Origin of the sequence: Pseudomonas sp. WHRI 8519 (genome assembly GCF_040224055.2) — a bacterium.
GTDB classification, from domain to species: Bacteria; Pseudomonadota; Gammaproteobacteria; order Pseudomonadales; family Pseudomonadaceae; genus Aquipseudomonas; species Aquipseudomonas putida_X.
The window spans coordinates 5,198,836-5,216,472 of record NZ_CP167996.1 but is presented as its reverse complement, the minus strand read 5'-3'; the positions used below and the strand labels follow the sequence as shown (position 1 = coordinate 5,216,472).

14 protein-coding genes and 1 riboswitch are annotated in these 17,637 nt (G+C 61.8%); of the genes, 11 read left to right on the top strand and 3 right to left on the bottom strand.

Annotated elements, in window-relative coordinates:
• Positions 1 to 112 precede the first annotated feature (112 nt).
• The 5 genes from ABRP30_RS23810 (at position 113) to ABRP30_RS23790 (ending at position 3,653) form a co-directional block, all read left to right on the top strand.
• Entirely contained in the window at positions 113 to 298 is a 186-nt protein-coding gene (locus tag ABRP30_RS23810; protein WP_012316238.1) for a CPXCG motif-containing cysteine-rich protein, read from the top strand.
• The gene (locus tag ABRP30_RS23805) at positions 298 to 558 is read left to right on the top strand and encodes a putative signal transducing protein (RefSeq protein WP_115273872.1); all 261 of its coding nucleotides are present in this window, start codon (positions 298 to 300) and stop codon (positions 556 to 558) included. The genes ABRP30_RS23810 and ABRP30_RS23805 overlap by 1 nt, the downstream gene beginning before the upstream one ends.
• 15 nt (positions 559 to 573) lie before the next feature.
• Entirely contained in the window at positions 574 to 1,194 is a 621-nt protein-coding gene (locus ABRP30_RS23800; RefSeq protein WP_349976598.1) for an SOS response-associated peptidase, read from the top strand.
• A gap of 108 nt (positions 1,195 to 1,302) precedes the next feature.
• Positions 1,303 to 2,637, top strand: coding sequence for a M60 family metallopeptidase (locus ABRP30_RS23795; RefSeq protein ID WP_349976599.1), 1,335 nt, complete (start codon positions 1,303 to 1,305; stop codon positions 2,635 to 2,637).
• 200 nt (positions 2,638 to 2,837) lie between these two features.
• A complete protein-coding gene (locus ABRP30_RS23790) occupies positions 2,838 to 3,653 on the top strand; it encodes a M48 family metallopeptidase (protein ID WP_267818717.1) in 816 nt (271 codons plus the stop codon).
• A gap of 121 nt (positions 3,654 to 3,774) precedes the next feature.
• On the opposite strand, the gene ABRP30_RS23785 is transcribed toward ABRP30_RS23790, so the two are convergent.
• The 3 genes from ABRP30_RS23785 to ABRP30_RS23775 all read right to left on the bottom strand — a co-directional run bounded on the left by ABRP30_RS23785 (position 3,775) and on the right by ABRP30_RS23775 (position 6,627).
• Positions 3,775 to 4,359 carry a TMEM165/GDT1 family protein gene (locus ABRP30_RS23785; protein ID WP_267824099.1) on the bottom strand — a complete coding sequence of 195 codons (585 nt, stop codon included), beginning with the start codon at positions 4,357 to 4,359 and terminating at the stop codon, positions 3,775 to 3,777.
• A 91-nt stretch (positions 4,360 to 4,450) separates the two neighbouring features.
• Positions 4,451 to 4,570, bottom strand: a riboswitch (yybP-ykoY riboswitch).
• A 42-nt stretch (positions 4,571 to 4,612) separates the two neighbouring features.
• Entirely contained in the window at positions 4,613 to 5,608 is a 996-nt protein-coding gene (locus tag ABRP30_RS23780; RefSeq protein ID WP_267818715.1) for a class I SAM-dependent methyltransferase, read from the bottom strand.
• A 53-nt stretch (positions 5,609 to 5,661) separates the two neighbouring features.
• Positions 5,662 to 6,627 (bottom strand): 2-hydroxyacid dehydrogenase, encoded by a 966-nt coding sequence (locus tag ABRP30_RS23775; RefSeq protein ID WP_241806344.1) that lies wholly within the window; start codon positions 6,625 to 6,627, stop codon positions 5,662 to 5,664.
• Between the two features lie 161 nt (positions 6,628 to 6,788).
• Here ABRP30_RS23775 and ABRP30_RS23770 point away from each other — a divergent pair, with 161 nt between their 5' ends.
• The 6 genes from ABRP30_RS23770 (at position 6,789) to ABRP30_RS23745 (ending at position 17,526) form a co-directional block, all read left to right on the top strand.
• Entirely contained in the window at positions 6,789 to 8,471 is a 1,683-nt protein-coding gene (locus ABRP30_RS23770; RefSeq protein ID WP_241806345.1) for a fatty acid--CoA ligase, read from the top strand.
• A 331-nt stretch (positions 8,472 to 8,802) separates the two neighbouring features.
• Positions 8,803 to 10,689, top strand: a complete 1,887-nt coding sequence (locus ABRP30_RS23765; protein WP_241806346.1) for a DUF1302 domain-containing protein — start codon at positions 8,803 to 8,805, stop codon at positions 10,687 to 10,689.
• A 25-nt stretch (positions 10,690 to 10,714) separates the two neighbouring features.
• Positions 10,715 to 12,079, top strand: coding sequence for a DUF1329 domain-containing protein (locus ABRP30_RS23760; protein WP_349976600.1), 1,365 nt, complete (start codon positions 10,715 to 10,717; stop codon positions 12,077 to 12,079).
• A 273-nt stretch (positions 12,080 to 12,352) separates the two neighbouring features.
• The gene (locus tag ABRP30_RS23755; RefSeq protein ID WP_349976601.1) at positions 12,353 to 15,070 is read left to right on the top strand and encodes a LuxR C-terminal-related transcriptional regulator; all 2,718 of its coding nucleotides are present in this window, start codon (positions 12,353 to 12,355) and stop codon (positions 15,068 to 15,070) included.
• Positions 15,071 to 15,229: 159 nt separating this feature from the next.
• Entirely contained in the window at positions 15,230 to 16,837 is a 1,608-nt protein-coding gene (locus tag ABRP30_RS23750) for a tetratricopeptide repeat-containing response regulator (RefSeq protein WP_241806349.1), read from the top strand.
• Positions 16,834 to 17,526 (top strand): sensor histidine kinase KdpD, encoded by a 693-nt coding sequence (locus tag ABRP30_RS23745; RefSeq protein WP_267818707.1) that lies wholly within the window; start codon positions 16,834 to 16,836, stop codon positions 17,524 to 17,526. Before ABRP30_RS23750 ends, ABRP30_RS23745 begins: the two co-directional genes overlap by 4 nt.
• Positions 17,527 to 17,637: the final 111 nt, after the last annotated feature.

Sequence of the window (17,637 nt, the reverse complement as noted above, 5' to 3'; positions counted from 1 at the left end):
TGGAAACGGCTAGGGTAATAAGGTAGGGGTGGGGCCCGAAAAACGGCTCGGACACACGCAGGCCCTGTAAACAGACCGGCAATTATACGCATAAGTCACTGCGGAGGCCGCGATGCTGGAAACCGACTTCTACGATTGCCCTTATTGCGGCGAGCGCGTGGAAACCACCGTGGACATCTCCGGTGGCGACCAGATGTATACCGAAGACTGCCAGGTATGTTGTCAGCCGGTGGTCTTCATCCTGCAGGTGCACGGCGACGAATGGATGCTTGAAGTCAGACGCGAGGACGATGCCTGATGCGGCGGATCTACGAACCAGAAACGTTGCTGGAAGCAGAAATGCTCGCTGGCATGCTGGCCAGCGAGGGTATCGAGGTGCACCTGATAGGCCGTGACCTGATGGGCGGTGTGGGCGAGTTGCCGATGCAAGGCTTGCTCGGGCTTGCGGTGGCCGACGAGCAGGCCGGGTACGCACGGCAGCTGATCGATGCGTACAATGGTGCCCAGCCGCTTGTCGGCGACGAACCGGAGAGCTATCCCGGTACCTTGATCTGCTAGGTTCTGAATTCGCCCATGTGTGGACGCTATGCCCTGTTTCGCTGGCCCCAGGCGCTTGCCAGCCTGCCAGGCTTTCCTGCCGGCCAGCCGGCGCAATGGAATATCGCGCCCGGCGCTTCGGTGCTGATCCAGCGCCAGGTCGACGGCCAGATGCAATTGGCCAAGGCACGCTGGGGCCTGACCCCGGCCTGGCTCACTGACCTCTCACGCACCCCCGCGCATGCTCGGGCCGAAACCTTGGCCGAGCAGCCCATGTTCCGCGAAGCGTTGCGTCTGCGGCGCTGCCTGATGCCCGCCAACGGCTTTTACGAATGGCGCGGCACGGCGCGCAAGCGCCCTTACTGGCTGACGCCGGGGGAGGGCGCGTCGTTGTGGTTCGCGGCCATATGGGAGGCTTATCCGGTCCAGGACCAGGTGTGGTTGAGCTGTGCGGTAGTGACCCAGGCGGCGATGAACCAGCGTCGGCCGCTGATCCTGGATGAGGCGGGGCAGGCTGCTTGGCTGGACCCTGACACGCCGCTGGCGCGTTTGCATGAGCTGCTCGCCAGCCCACCAGCCACGCTACGGGAACGTGCGCTGGCGAATTTCGTCAATGACCCGAAGCTGGACGCGCCGGAGTGTTTGACACCGGTATGACTGTAGTTGGCTGCCAATAACGCCTGTCATTTATGCTAGTTGACCACCTCTAGGTCCCGCCATAACGTTGTTCGTACCTAATTGGTGCAACCGTTTAAAGGGGCCATTATGAAAAATAACCCGTTGCCAGGCGAGGAGCAATCTGCGGTTTCGACTGCACTCACGAATTTCAAAGTTCTACCTTCGGCCGATACAGATAGAAGGGTGTATGGGCGCTGGTTTCGTTATGCTGACTTTCAGCCAACGGGCATCTTCATTGAACCCGGAGGTTATGTCATGTATCACTTCTCGATGCCGCCCAGGGCAAACGTCAAAATGCATTTCATGGTCGGGACTCCCGGCTTCAATACACAAGGCGCTGAGACTGAAGATCCTCGTACCTATGAAGTGCTCGAATCCCCCGGGATGATAAGCGACCCGGAAGGAGGGTTGCTGTGGTTGCGGGTAATACCTGACGAGCTCGCCCCGGCTGCCGAGGAGGTAACGTGCAATTTTGAATGCGTCGCTCTTTCGCATCGAGTACCTGTATTTATACAAGGTGAAACCTCCGCTGGTCAGTGGGGCCAGATGCTTGAGGCGGCCAGAGCAAAAGGACGAGCGCCAGTGCAGCTCATCAGTGATAAAGTCGTTCTAACCGCGTGGTGGGAGACGGCCTATGAATTTAAGGATTACGACCCCTCGAAAGTATTAGATGAATACAAAGAAATTCTGAGAGTTGAAAATGAAATTGGCGCAATTGGTGAGGGTGCGGATCAAGCCCGGCCAAGTCCGCTGCGCATATTGGTCTCGGAGAAAGAAAGCGGCAATCCTAACGCCACTCACTTTCGAATAAGCCTACCGCAATACGGCAGTTCGTTATTGACGCCCGAGGGTGTGCGCGGCGAATGGGGCGTCTGGCATGAGTTGGGTCATATGCAGCAACAAATTGCTTGGAGCGCTAATGCGTTGACGGAAAATTCTGTCAATATATTTTCTCTTGCGGTTGAGCGCTCACAAGATAAACCCTCTAGCGCCGTGCGTTATGACAGCGAGGCTCATGCCTTCTTAAACAATACTGATCCGAACAAAAAGTTTGAAGATAATGGCCCCTACGTCTGTCTTGTCATGTGGGAACAGCTGCGCATAGCTTACGGTGACGCCTTCTTTCATAGGCTCCACCGCGAAACCCGTGCGAATGGCAACAGTGACTCCGGCCAGGGTGATGCTCAATATCGCCATTACTTTATGGTCACCACCGCACTGGCTGCGCAGCACGACCTCACGCGATTCTTCATTCGCTGGGGTTGGCACCCCACTCAGCGCACGCTAGATGCTATTCGAGATTTGCGGCTGCCTTCACCTGACCCCGACCCCTCTACCATCCACCTGAGAGCCGACACACAGATTGATGCGGGCGCGCAATTTTCCAGTTGCACGGCACATACGGGAGGTGACGATCATTGACAGTCGGGGATGGCAATTGACAGGGAAGCATGGCCATTCAGTACGCCGGTCAAATGCCGGCGTGCTGCAGTGTGTGAAAGCCCAAAGGTGGCGTGAGTGCGAGCGCAGGTGTAACGGATGTCAAGAATCTTCCCTGCGGCTCTGGTAGCGCATGGGCGACTCGGCCTAGGATATCCCGCATGTAAAAAGGGAGTGTTTTCATGCGTAAGTCTTTTGTCGTCAGCCTGTTGAGTGCTGGCATCCTGCTGGCTGGCTGCCAGGCGGTCAATACCACCAGCGGGGGTGCTGTGGGCGTTGAGCGCAAGCAGTACATGTTCAGCATGCTCTCGACCGATGAGGTCAACCAGATGTACGCCCAGTCGTACCAGCAGACCCTCGGCGAAGCGTCGAGCAAGGGCGTGCTGGACAAGACCAGCGCTGATGCCAAGCGCGTGCAGGCGATTGCCGACCGGCTGATCGCTCAGGCGCCGAAATTCCGTCCTGATGCCGCGCAGTGGCAGTGGGAGGTCAATGTGATCAAGAGCGATGAGCTCAACGCCAACTGCGGCCCTGGCGGCAAGATCATCGTCTACACCGGTCTGATCGACCAGCTCAAGCTCACCGATGCCGAGATTGCCGCCGTGGTTGGCCATGAAATCGCGCATGCCTTGCGTGAGCACAGCCGCGAAGCGATGTCCAAGGCTTATGGCGTGGAAATGGCCCGCCAGGGTGCAGGTGCGTTGTTTGGCCTTGGCCAGAACAGTATTGCGCTGGCAGACCAGGTGGTGAACTACGCGATGACCCTGCCCAACAGCCGTGCCAATGAAAACGAAGCTGACCTGATCGGCCTGGAGCTGTCGGCGCGTGCCGGCTACGACCCGAATGCCGCGATCACCTTGTGGAACAAGATGAGCAAGGCGTCCGAAGGCGCGCCGCCTGAGTTCATGAGCACTCACCCGGCGTCCGAGAGCCGGATAGCCTCGTTGCAGGCAGCGATTCCCAAAGTCATGCCTCTGTATCAGGCCGCCAAGAAGTAACAGCAGCTGCAAGCTGCAAGCTGCAAGCTACAAGCTACAAGCTACAAGCTACAAGCAAGAGCAGTACGCGTATGTCTGCCTCTCTCGTACAGCTTGCAGCTTGCAGCTTAAAGCTTGCAGCTCAGGCCCCCACCCAGCCGCTGGCTTTCATGGCCGAGTAGACTGCGACGATTGCCAGCACGATGAAGGCGGTCGCGGCGAGGCGGCGAATCAGCGTCAGCGGCAGCTTTTCTGCGGCAAAATTGCCCGCCAGGACTACCGGTACATTCGCAATCAGCATGCCCAGCGTGGTACCGATGATGACCATGATCAGGTGCGGGTACTGCGCTGCCAGCATCACCGTCGCAACCTGGGTCTTGTCACCGATCTCGGCCAGGAAGAATGCGATCAGCGTGGTCAGGAACGGGCCGAAACGTCGCGCAGGGTTTTCATCATCATCCATCTTGTCCGGCACCAGGGTCCACAGGGCCGTCGCAGTGAAGCTCGCAGCCAGTATCCAGTGCAGCGCTGTCTCGCTGAAGAACCCGCTGACCCAGGCACCCACTGCACCTGCTGCGGCATGGTTGGCCAGGGTGGCGGCGATGATGCCGGCGATGATCGGCCACGGCTTGCGGAAACGGGCAGCGAGAATGAGCGCGAGCAGCTGCGTCTTGTCGCCAATTTCGGCTAACGCGACGATCGCGGTGGGTACGAGAAGAGATTCCAGCATCAGGATTCCTGTGGGGGCGGGTCGACACGGCTATGACACGTACAGCCTCCCCGCCCCGGGTAAGGTGTGCGTGTCATAGGTCTTGTCAAACCCCGGATCCGTCTGCGCAGATCGTGGGTCGCACGCGCCATGGCCTGTGGGCCAAGTGTGTTGACGCGTGCCGGGCAAGCAGGTTGCTTGCGGGAGACTACTCCCCTAGGACGGTGCGGATTCTGCCTAGGCGAAACGGTTTGGGCAAGCCCTGTTTTTGTCAGCGTGTTGCCTGATAGATGCGAAAGCCGTCTGCCTCGGCGCAGGTCCGGCAGTTGCCCAGAGCGCCTTCGATCAGCGGCTGATAACGCAGGAAACTATTGGCAACCAAGCGCATTTCGCCGCCTTTTCGCAGATGTTGCCCTGATTTTTTCAGCAGGTTTTCCGAAGCCTGGTAGTTGGTATGCACACCGGTATGGAACGGCGGGTTGCTCAGGATCAGGCTCAAGTCGCCGGGCGCAGCATTGATACCGTCGCCACTGATGACTTCACCTTCCAGCTGATTGGCCGCCAGTGTCAGGCGACTGGCGGCCACGGCGAAGGCGTCCACGTCCAGCATCGTGACCCGGCTCTGGGGGTAACGGCGTTTGACCGTGGCGCCGAGTACGCCGGCACCACAACCGAAGTCCAGTACATGGCCCACGGGCAGGTTATCCAAGTGTTTGAGCAGCAACGCCGTGCCGCGGTCCAGACGGCCGTGGCTGAACACCCCAGGCAGGCTGACCACTTGCAGGGGGCCGTCCTCCAGCTCGAGCGTAAAGCGTTCGGCCAGGCTTTCCAGGGGCTTGGCTTCGGGCGCGTTGTCCACGGTGACCTGCCACAGCTGGCAATGCCGGGCACTGTCGAGCTTGCGTGGTTTGCCCAAGGCTTGCAGAACCTTGGCCGCGCCTTCGATGCCGCCGCGTTTTTCGCCCACCAGATAGAGTTCGCCACCGCCCAGGCGTGATGCCAGTGCGTTAACCAAGTAGGCCGCCAGTTCGCGCGACTTGGGCAGGTACAGCACTGCCGCCTCGAAGGGGACCGGCGGCACGTCGACGCCGTAATGGCTGCGCCCGGCAAAGCGGGCGTCGAGCATGGCCTGATCGCCCGCATGCCACGTCCAGGCCTGAGCCTGCGGCAACTGGCCGAGCAGGTCATCGGCGGGGGCGCCGGCAATCAGCAGCCGACCCTGGAACAGCTCCGCCTGGCGGAGCAAAACTTCACTGCGCGGGTCCATGGACGACGCCTCCTGAAAAAAGTGGCGCAGTGTAGCAGAGCCTGCCCTTGCGCTCAGCTGACCACGCGGCGTGGCTGGCCGGCAAAGAATGCCTGGGTGTTCTCGCTGAGCTGGCCGACGATGCGCTGGCGCGACTCCACCGCGCCCCAGGCGCTATGCGGTGTGATCAGCAGGCGTGGGATGTCGCTGGCCAACAGCGGGTTGCCGTTGACCGGTGGCTCGACGCTCAGTACATCGGTGGCAGCGCCGCCCAGATGGCCGCGACGCAGGGTTTCAGCCAGGGCGTGCTCGTCGATCAGGCCGCCGCGGGCAGTATTGACCACCAGCGCGCCGGGCTTGAGCAAGGCCAGCTCACGTGCACCGATCATATGCCGGGTGTGTTCGTTGAGAGGGCAGTGCAGGGTCAGGGCATCGACTTGCGGCAGCAATTCATCCAGCGGCAGGCGGTCGTCCCGCGCCGGGCGCCCGGGGATCTGCCCGCTCAACACGCGCATGCCAAAGGCTTGCGCCAGCCGCGCGACGGCGCCACCGAGTTCACCATGGCCGAGCAGGCCCAGGGTTTTGCCTTCCAGTTCCACGATCGGGAAGTCCAGCAGGCAGAACTGGCTGGCCTTGGCCCATTGCCCCTCGGCCACCGCCCGGTTGTAGTCGCACAGGCGCGTGGCCAACGCCAGCAGCAGGGCCAGGGTGTGCTGTGCCACCGAGGGTGTGCCGTAGCCCTGGCAGTTGCAGACCGTGATGCCCTGGGCGCGGGCGGCAGCCAGGTCGACGTTGTTGGTGCCGGTGGCGGCGACCAGGATCAGCTTGAGCTGTGGGTTGGCAGCCAGGGCGTTGGCGTCGAGCATGACCTTGTTGCTGATCACTGCAACGGCGCCCTGCAGGCGCTCGGCTACCTGATCCGGGCGGGTGGCGTCGTACAGTTCGAAGGCGTCGAACTGGCTCTGCAGCGGTGACAGGTCGAGGTCACCAAGGTCCAGGGATTTATGGTCGAGAAACACGGCGCGACGCGGGCTGGGCATAGGTACGGCTCCAGTGGCAGGGCAAGGGTTGGTCCATCGACCGCACAATGCCACTCATACCTCGCGCAGCCAAATCATTCCTTCGGCTGATTTGACCGTCACATTGACGAACTACAGTAGGTAGCAGACTTGTCCGGCCAGCTTTTCAAGAAGGGATAACCATGCTGCAGACCCGCATCATCAAGCCCGCCGAGGGCGCCTACAGCTTTCCTCTGCTGATCAAACGCCTGCTGATGTCCGGCAGCCGCTATGAAAAGACCCGCGAAATCGTCTATCGCGACCAGTTGCGGCTGACTTATCCACAGCTCAACGAACGTATCGCCCGCCTGGCCAACGTGCTGACCGAAGCCGGGGTCAAGGCCGGTGACACCGTGGCGGTGATGGATTGGGACAGCCACCGTTATCTGGAATGCATGTTCGCCATCCCGATGATCGGCGCGGTGGTGCACACCATCAACGTGCGCCTGTCGCCTGAGCAGATCCTCTACACCATGAACCACGCCGAGGACCGCTTCGTGCTGGTCAACAGCGATTTTGTCGGCCTTTACCAGTCCATTGCCGGGCAGTTGACCACGGTCGACAAGACCCTGCTGCTGACCGATGGCCCGGACAAGACCGCCGAGTTGCCGAACCTGGTGGGCGAGTACGAGCAGTTGCTCGCTGCGGCCAGCGCGCAGTACGACTTCCCGGACTTCGACGAGAACTCGGTCGCCACCACGTTCTACACCACCGGCACCACAGGTAACCCCAAGGGCGTTTACTTCACCCATCGCCAGTTGGTGCTGCACACCTTGGCCGAGGCTTCGGTGACCGGCAGTATCGACAGCGTCCGCCTGCTTGGCAGCAATGATGTGTACATGCCCATCACCCCGATGTTTCACGTGCATGCCTGGGGTATCCCGTATGCGGCCACCATGCTCGGCATGAAGCAGGTGTACCCGGGCCGCTACGAGCCCGACATGCTGATCAAGCTGTGGCGGGACGAAAAGGTCACCTTCTCGCACTGCGTACCCACCATCCTGCAGATGTTGCTCAATTGCCCGAGCTCCCAGGGCCAGCACTTCGGCGGCTGGAAGATCATCATCGGTGGCAGCGCGCTCAACCGCTCGCTTTATCAGGCGGCGCTGGCCCGGGGCATTCAGCTGACTGCAGCCTATGGCATGTCCGAGACCTGCCCGCTGATTTCTGCCGCGCACCTGAACGATGAGCTGCAGGCCGGCAGCGAAGACGAACGCGTGACCTACCGCATCAAGGCCGGTGTGCCGGTGCCACTGGTGGAGGCAGCGATCGTCGATGGCGATGGCAATTTCCTCCCGGCAGATGGCGAGACTCAAGGCGAGCTGGTGTTGCGTGCCCCGTGGTTGACCATGGGCTATTTCAAGGAACCGCAGAAAAGCGAGGAGCTGTGGCAGGGTGGCTGGCTGCACACCGGTGACGTCGCCACACTCGACGGCATGGGTTACATAGACATCCGCGACCGCATCAAAGACGTTATCAAGACCGGGGGCGAATGGATCTCCTCTCTGGACCTCGAGGACCTGATCAGCCGCCATCCTGATGTGCGTGAGGTTGCCGTGGTTGGGGTCGCCGACCCGCAGTGGGGTGAGCGCCCGTTCGCCCTGTTGGTGGTGCGTGACGGCCAGATGGTCGATGCCAAGGCGTTGAAGGAGCACCTCAAGCCGTTTGTGGAACAAGGGCACATCAACAAGTGGGCGATTCCCTGCCAGATCGCCGTTGTTACAGAAATTCCCAAGACCAGTGTCGGGAAACTCGACAAGAAGCGCATCCGCCAGGACATCGTCCAATGGCAGGCAAGTAACAGCGCCTTCCTTTCCACGCTGTAGCCGCATGGCGGGTCGTGTGCCCCGCGACACGACCCGCAGGCCAGAGCGGCTGGCACCTTGCCATTCAGTAAAAATCGGCCATGCTTGAGCACTGCCGGTGCGCAACCTGGTTACACGCCAGGGCGAATTGGCCAAGGGAATGCAAATCACACTTTAGAGGGATCAAGCACCTTGGTCGGCTGGCTATAGTCGGGGCCAGGGGATTTTCAGGAATGGGGGAGGGCGACACGCGCAACACGTGTCGTCACGGGCGCAAGCCCGAACACCGGTCGCACGGGCCGTTCTTGAAAGGACTCACTGCCATAACAAAAAAGTACATGGAGTAGCGTCGATGACATCTGCATACCCGTTCTGGCGTCGGGCCAAGCTGCCTTTGGCCGTCAGCCTTGCTTCCACGCTCGCAAGCCCTGCTTTCGCGGTCAGTTTCAACATCGGGGAAATCGAAGGCCAGTTCGACTCGTCGCTCTCTGTCGGGGCCAGCTGGTCGACCGCCAACCCGAACAGCAACCTGATCGGGGTCAATAACGGCGGCAAGGGCCTTTCGCAAACCTCTGACGATGGTCACCTCAATTTCAAGAAAGGCGAAACCTTCTCGAAGATCTTCAAAGGCATCCATGATCTTGAGCTGAAGTACGGTGACACCGGCATCTTCGTGCGGGGCAAGTACTGGTACGACTTCGAACTCAAGGACGAGAACCGCGAGTTCAAGGACATCAGTGACTCCAACCGCAAGGAGGGCGCCAAGTCCTCCGGTTCCCAGCTGCTCGATGCCTTTGTCTACCACAACTACTCGATCGGTGATCAGCCCGGCTCGGTGCGTCTGGGCAAGCAGGTGGTGAGCTGGGGTGAAAGCACGTTCATCGGCGGTGGTATCAACTCGATCAACCCGATCGACGTGTCCGCCTTCCGCCGCCCTGGTGCGGAGATCAAGGAAGGCCTGATCCCGGTCAACATGTTCTACATCTCGCAGAGCCTGACCGACAACCTTTCGGCCGAAGCCTTCTACCAGATCGAGTGGGACCAGACCGTCGTAGATAACTGCGGTACCTTCTTCTCGCAGCCCGACATCATTGCTGATGGCTGCACCGACAACCTGCGCGTGCTCAACAGCAGCCGCACAGTGCCTGCAGCCGCCCGGCAGTTTCTTGCCACCCGTGGCGTGAACATTAACGAGGAAGGGGTGATGGTGGCCCGTGGCGCCGACCGCGACGCCCGCGACAGCGGCCAGTTCGGTGTCGCCCTACGCTACATGTTCGATCCGCTGGACACCGAGTTCGGTGCCTACTTCATGAACTATCACAGTCGGGCGCCCATTTTCAGTGCAACCGGTGCATCGCCATCGGTGTTCGCAGGCCTGAGCGCGCTGCCAGCGCAGCTGCGTGCCCTGGCACCGCTGATCGTGGCGGGTAACTCCCAGTACTTCGTCGAGTACCCTGAAGACATCCGCCTGTATGGCCTGAGCTTCTCCACCACGCTGCCCACCGGTACCGCATGGAGTGGTGAGATCAGCTACCGCCCGAATGCGCCAGTGCAGCTGAACACTACCGATATCCTGTTCGCTGGGGTGCGTCCAATAGGTGGCGCGTTGAGCAACGCCTCGCTGCTCACTGGCACGCCAGGGCAAGACCTGAACGGTTACCGCCGCAAAGAAATCACTCAGTTCCAGACCACCCTGACGCACTTCTTTGACCAGGTGATGGGTGCCAGCCGCATGACTGTGGTCGGCGAACTGGGGGTCACCCATGTCGGTGGCCTGGAAAACGCGCGCGAAACCCGCTACGGCCGTGATCCTGTGTTCGGCCCTGGTCCACTGCCAGCCACGGGTGGCGCCGACACCTGCCAGGCGCTCAATGCTAGCACCATCGCTGGCGCCGGTGCTGGTGCCTCGACCGCCAACCTGAACCGCAAGTGCGAAAACGACGGCTATACCACCAGCACTTCTTGGGGTTACCGCGCCCGGGTCATCTGGGATTACAACGACGTGTTTGCCGGGGTCAACCTCAAGCCCAACGTGGCCTGGTCGCATGACGTATCCGGTTATTCGCCCGGCCCTGGTGGCAACTTCGAGGAAGGTCGCAAGGCCGTCAGCCTGGGCCTGGATGCCGAATACCAGAACACCTACACCGCGAGCCTGTCGTACACCAATTTCTTCGACGGCAAGTACAGCACCGTGGATGATCGCGACTTCGTCGCCCTCAGCTTCGGCGTGAACTTCTAAGCACACAGATCCAGGACGACACGACATGAACAAGACCAGAAGTCTGCTGCAAGCCGGTGTACTGGGCCTGTCCCTGCTGGCAACCAGCGTCATGGCTGCGGTTTCCGCCGATGAAGCGGCAAAGCTGGGCAGCACCCTGACCCCGATGGGCGCGGAAAAGGCCGGTAACGCCGACGGTTCCATCGGCCCGTGGCAGCCGCTGTCAAAGACTGCAGGCAGCGTCGATGCCAAGGGTTTCCTTTCCGACCCCTATGCCAGCGACAAGCCGCTGTTCACCATCACCGCGCAGAACGTTGACCAGTATAAGGACAAGCTGTCGCCAGGCCAGGTGGCAATGTTCAAGCGCTACCCGGAAACCTTCAAGATCCCGGTGTACAAGACCCACCGCGGTTCCACGGTACCTGACGATGTGTTCGCCGCCATCAAGAAGAATGCCACTGCGACCACGCTGGTCGAAGGCGGCAACGGCCTGAACGACTTCCAGACCGCCGTGCCATTCCCGATTCCCAAGAGTGGCATCGAGGTTATCTGGAACCACATCACCCGCTACCGTGGCGGCAGCGTCAGCCGTTTGGTAACCCAGGCCACGCCGCAGCAGAACGGCTCCTACAGCCTGGTGTACTTCGCCGACCAGTTCGTCTTTCGCGACAAGATGAAGGACTTCGATCCGAACAACCCGGGCAACGTCCTTTTCTACTTCAAGCAGGAGGTGACCGCACCGGCACGCCTGGCCGGTACCGTGCTGCTGGTGCACGAAACCCTCGACCAGGTGAAAGAGCCACGCAAGGCCTGGATCTACAACGCCGGCCAGCGTCGCGTGCGCCAGGCACCGCAGGTGTCGTATGACGGGCCAGGTACCGCAGCCGACGGCCTGCGTACCTCGGACAACCTGGACATGTACAACGGTGCGCCAGACCGCTACGACTGGAAGCTTGAAGGCAAGAAGGAGATGTACATCGCCTCCAACGCTTACAAGCTCGACGATCCGAAGCTCAAGTACGCCGACATCCTCAAGGCCGGTCACATCAATCAGGACCTGACCCGTTACGAGCTGCGCCGGGTCTGGCATGTGGTCGCGACGCTCAAGCCGGGCCAGCGCCACATCTATGCCAAGCGCGACTTCTATATCGACGAGGACACCTGGCAGGCAGCGGTGGTCGACCAGTATGACGGCCGCGGCCAGCTGTGGCGGGTTTCCGAGGCGCACGCCCAGGATTACTACAACGTGCAGGTACCGTGGTACACCCTGGAGGCCATCTACGACCTGCAATCGGGCCGTTACCTGGCCTTGGGCATGAAGAACGAGGAGAAGCGCGCCTACGACTTCGGCTTCAGCGCCAGCAAGGCAGATTTCCAGCCAGCTGCGCTGCGCCAGTCGGGTATTCGCTGACCCGCTAGTGTTTCACCCCTTGTGATACTCCCAGAACGCCCCGGCTTGCCGGGGCGTTTCTGTTACGGCCCCGCCATTGAGTCGCCGGCGCAGTCATAAAGCGGGTGAATATCTCGCTAAACCGGGCGCCAGCCCTCTGTCAATCAGCCCCGTCTTTTTTTGTCGTAGTCTTTTACGGGCCATTTGCGCCCATCATCTTCAAATGCTCCGCATTACCCGCTAGTCTCGGAACAATCCGTACTGCCGTAGTCTTCCAATCAGAACGAGCCGGCCATGACTGATTTGTCCCGTACGCATGGAGTCGCCAGCCAGGCCGTGGGCCTGCTGGACGGGCGTTTCTTCCGGCCGCCGCTGCCGCACGGCCACGTGCCGCGTGCGCGCCTGTGCCAGCGCTTGCAGGCTGGTCTCGGCGGCCGTTTGTTGCTGGTCAATGCACCAGCAGGCTTTGGCAAGAGCTCCTTGGCCATGGAATTCTGCGAGGCGCTGCCCGACCATTGGCGCAGTCTCTGGCTGGGGCTGAGCCAGCGCGATGCCGACCCGGGCCGTTTTCTCGAACGCTTGCTAGAGGGCCTGCAGCAGTACTGCCCGGCGTTGGGCGGCCAGGCCATGGGCCTGCTGAAAATGCGCCAGCGCCACCAACCCTTCGCCTTCGAGGAATGGATCGACGGCCTGCTCGACGAGTTGGCGATGTACCTGCACGCCGACACACCGCTGCTGCTGGTACTGGACGACTATCACCTGGCCCAAGGGCCAGTGCTCGATCGCTGCCTGCAGTTTTTTCTCAACCACTTGCCAGGTGGCCTGGTATTACTGGTCACCAGCCGCCAGCGGCCAGACTGGCACCTGGCGCGGCTGCGGCTCTCGCGGCAATTGGTCGAGATCAACGAGCAGGAGCTGCGCCTGACGCCCGACGAGGCCCTGGCCGTTATCGGTCGCCAGCCTACAGGCCTGCGCGGCCAGGCCTTGGACAACCTGATCCAGCGCAGCGACGGCTGGGTTGCCGGATTGCGGTTCTGGCAACTGGCGGCCAGCGAGTCCGGCGACGAGCATGCGCTGCCCCAGGCTCTGCATGGCGGGGAGGGGCTGATCCGCGATTATCTGCTGGAAGAAGTCATCGAAATCCTGCCGGAAGACGTGCAGGCGTTTCTGTTCGACACGGCGTGCCAGGAGCGCTTCTGCGCGGCGTTGTGCGATGCCCTGCGCGAGCGCGACGACAGCGCGGCCATCCTGCACTACCTGCAGGCGCACCAGGTGTTTCTGGTGCCGCTGGACGAGCATGGCCACTGGTATCGCTACCATCACCTGTTCTCCGACCTGTTACGCAGCCGCCAGTCCAACGAACCGCAGGCGCACCTGCACCTGCGTGCCTGCCGTTGGTTCCAGGCTCAGGGGCTGCTTGACGAAGCGGTGGAGCAAGCCCTGCGGGCTGGCCATCTGGACGTTGCCGCTGACCTGGTGCAGAGCCTGTCGGAGGAGCAACTGCTGGCCGAGCAGAACGTCGGCATGCTGCTGCGCTGGAAGATGGACTTGCCCGACAGCCTGCTGATCAGTACGCCCCGGCTGATCGTGCTGTACAGCTGGGCGCTGGGCCTGGCGTGCCAGTTGGACGCCGCCGAAGAGCTGGCAAGCTACCTCAGCCGCTTTTTGCCAGCGCCTTCAGCCACCGCGCAACGCTCCATGCTGGCCCAGTGGCTGGCCTTGAGCGGGGTGATCGCACGTGGCCGCGGTGATCGCGAACGCACCCTGGCCTATTGTGGTGAGGCGCTGCAAAGCCTGCCTTGCAAACGTTACGGGCAGCGTCTGGTGTGCCTGTCGACGCTGTCCAACCTGGCCATTGCCGATGGCGACTTCTGGCGAGCGCGTGGTTGGAACCGCGAGGCGCTGGAGCTGGCCCAGCGGGTTGGCAACCCTTTGTTCGAAGCCTTGGCGCACTATGACCGTGCCCGGGTGCTGCATGCCAGGGGCGAGGCACTGCGCGCGCTGGATGAAGTACGGCAAGGGCTGCAACGCCTTCAGGGCCTCTCGGCGCAGCGGCTGTATGCCGTGCGCGCGCGGCTGACGTTGTACGAGGGTTACCTGCTGGTGACGCGCCTGCAACCTGCGCAAGGGCGTGCGCGCTTGCGTGCGGGGCTGGGCGAGGCGCGCGCCTGCCGCGACATCAGCGTGCTGATAGGCCACTGCGTGATCGCAACCCTCGACGGCCGTGAAGGGCGCTACGCCGACGCCTTCGCCGAGTTGGCCGAAGCCGAGAGGCTGATGCATATCTGGGATGTGCCGCCGATCTTCTACCTGGCCATGATCACGCTGGTGAAGTGCGAGTTGTGGCTGGCGCAGGGGCGTATCGACCTGGCCGAGTCCTGGCTGCTGCGCCTGGGCCAGACGTACGGTGGCGAACAGCCGGCGGCGGCGCCGGAGTTCCACCCGTTGTTACCGCTGCACATCGAGCTGCAGCAGGCCTTGCTCGAACGCATCCAAGGCCGCAGTGAGGATGCCGCTGGGCGCCTGCGCGGCCTGGTCGAGCGCGGGCAGGTCAGCGGCGGCATGATGCTGACCCTCAGCGCGCTGTGCCAATGGATCGCCTTGTCGTTGGAGCAGGGGGCCGAGGCGCAGGCTGCCGAGCGTTTGCCCGTGGCCCTGGCAGCAGCCCAAGGCGGGGTGATGCAGCCGTTTCAGTGGTTGATCGAGCAGCATCCGCTGTGGCTTCGCGAGCAACTGCTCGCACGGCCCGCCTGCAAGGTTCAGGTGGAGCTGCTGGCTCGTCTGCCCGAGCTGGCGGCGCCGAGTAGCGGCACGTGCGAGGCGCTGAGTGGTCGTGAGCTGGCAGTGCTGGAGTTGATCGCCCAAGGCTGCTCGAACCAGCAGATCAGCGAGCGCCTGTTCATCTCCTTGCACACGGTCAAGACCCACGCCAGCCATATCAACAGCAAACTCGGGGTAGAGCGGCGTACCCAGGCGGTGGCACGGGCCAAGTCGTTGGGCCTGCTGGCCTGACGCCGGCCGTTGACAGCCTGGCCGGATAAACGACCGCCCAGGCCAGCCTCTGGCTGCTGCACGGCCTGCCCTCATCTTTTGCGCCTGCCTGCCGATACACGTTTCGGCGGTATGCATCGCCGCACGCCACCCTCCCATCATCCAATACAGGTCGTGTTGATGCTGCAGTACGGGCAAAAGAGCTTTCTGATCGTCGATGACTTCACCGACTTTCGCACGTCGACGCGCTCCATGCTGCGCGAGCTGGGCGTGCGTGACGTCGACACTGCCGACAGCGGTGAGCAGGCCCTGCGCATGTGCGGGCAAAAGCGCTATGACTACATTCTTCAGGATTTCCACCTTGGGGATGGCAAGAAGAACGGCCAGCAAGTGCTGGAGGACATGATCCTCGACAAGCTGATCAGCCATGAGTGCGTGTTCATCATGGTGACCGCCGAGAGTAGCCAGGCCATCGTGCTCAGCGCCCTGGAGCACGAGCCCGATGCCTACCTGACCAAACCGTTCAACCGGGTAGGCCTGGCTCAGCGCCTGGACAAGCTGACGCAGCGCAAGACCTTGCTCAAGCCGATCCTGCAGGCCCTGGACCGTGGCCGCCCGGCCGAAGTGCTGGCAGCGTGCGCCGAGTTGTGCAAGAAGGACCCGCGTTTCGCGCCCCTGTGCCTGCGTTACCGGGCTGATGCTTTGCGCGATCTGAACCGCTTCGACGAGCTGGAAAAATTCCTCAAGGGCATTCTCGCCAGCCGTCCGCAGCCGTGGGTGTATGCGGCATTGGGCAGCCTGATGCACAAGCGTGGCCAGCATGCCCAGGCCCAGGGCGTTTATGAGCAGGCGCTCAAGGCCTTCCCGATCATGCCCGGGCTTTACGACGGCATGGCGGATGTTCTGGTGGCCCAAGGCGAGACCAAGCGCGCGCAGAACATGCTTGAAGAAGCCGTGCGCCTGTCGCCCCTGGCAGTACGCCGCCAGGCCGCGCTGGGCAAACTGGCGCTGGACAACGAAGACTTCGAAAGCGCCTCGAAGGCGTTTCGCCATGCGGTGAACCAAGGCCAGAGCTCGCGCTACAAGGATGCAGAAAGCAACCTTGGGCTGGTGCAGGCATTGATGAACAAGAACGCCGGCTTCGGCCTGGATGCACGTACCCGGGTCGAGATCAACACCGTGCTCAGCGAGGTGGCCAAGGACAACGTCGAGGATCAGGGCCTGCAAGTGCGTGCGCGCTTGATGAAGGCTGCCAGCCTGCAGCAGGCCGGTGATGCAGAGACCGCCGCCAAGCTGACCGAGCAGGCCCTGCAGCGGCTGGACAAGATGGACCAGTTCTTCTCGGTCGAAGCCGCCCTCACCGTGGCCAAACAGCTGCAGGCCCTGGGCCAGGAAGACGCCGGCGGTACGATCCTCAAGGGCTGTGTGGAAACCTACGGCGATGACCCCAAGGTCATGCAGAGTGTGGCCAAGCTGACGGATGACCCCACTGTGCTCGGGGCGGTTACCGAAGCGGTGGACCTCAACCGCCAGGGTGTACGCAGCTATCAGGCCGGGCAGCTCAATGAAGCCCTGCAGATGTTCCGCAAGGCCCTGTCACTGCAACCGAAGAACATCAGCATCGCCCTGAACACTGCCCAGGCGCTGTTGCGCATCGGTGGCGAAGCCACACCGCCGGCAATCATGCAGGAGTGTCGCAATTGCCTGACCAGCGTCGCGGGTATCCCTGCCAGCGACAGCCGGTATGACCGTTACCGCAAACTGCACATCAAGGTGTTCGGCGCATGAGCCAGGACAATCAGGGGCTGGATTTTTCCACGGTGATCGCCTCCACCGTGCACGACCTGAAAAACTCGTTGTCTGCGCTGATCCAGTCCCACGACCAGTGGCTGGCGCGCCTGCCCGAGGAGCTGCGCGGGGGAACCGAGCAGGGCGTGATCGAGCACGAATTCCGCCACCTCAATGGCATGCTGGTACAAATGCTGGGCTTGTACAAACTGGGCGTCAACCAGCTGCCGGTGTGCCCGGACTATCACGAGCTAGACGACTTCATCGAAGCGCAGCTGGCGGCTCATCAGCAAGTGCTGGAGCACAACGATATTCTCGCCACCTGGCGCATCGACAGCGAAAATCCGCTGGGTTTCTTCGACCGGGAACTGGTCGCTTCGGTGATTGCCAATGTGATCACCAATGCCACTCGCTATGCTGGCCATGCGCTATTGATCAGCATCGCGGAAGAAAACGAGCAATTGGTGATCAGCGTCAACGATGACGGCCCTGGCTATCCGGCCCGCATGCTTGAGCGGCAGCAGGATTATGTACAGGGCATCGATGCTCGAAGCGGCAGTACCGGGCTAGGCCTGTATTTCGCCGCGCGCATCGCTGCGCTGCATGAGCGCGATGGCGTGCGGGGGCGGATCGAGATCGCCAATGGTGGCGCGCTTGGCGGAGGCTTGTTCAGGTTGTATCTGCCTTAGGCGCGATTTCACAGGCCCTGAAAGCTTCCAGCCAGGCTTTCCATCCTCGACAAAACCGCATAATTGCCTCCCTGGGGCGGGCAACGATAACATCCAGGCAGTCGTCAGGAG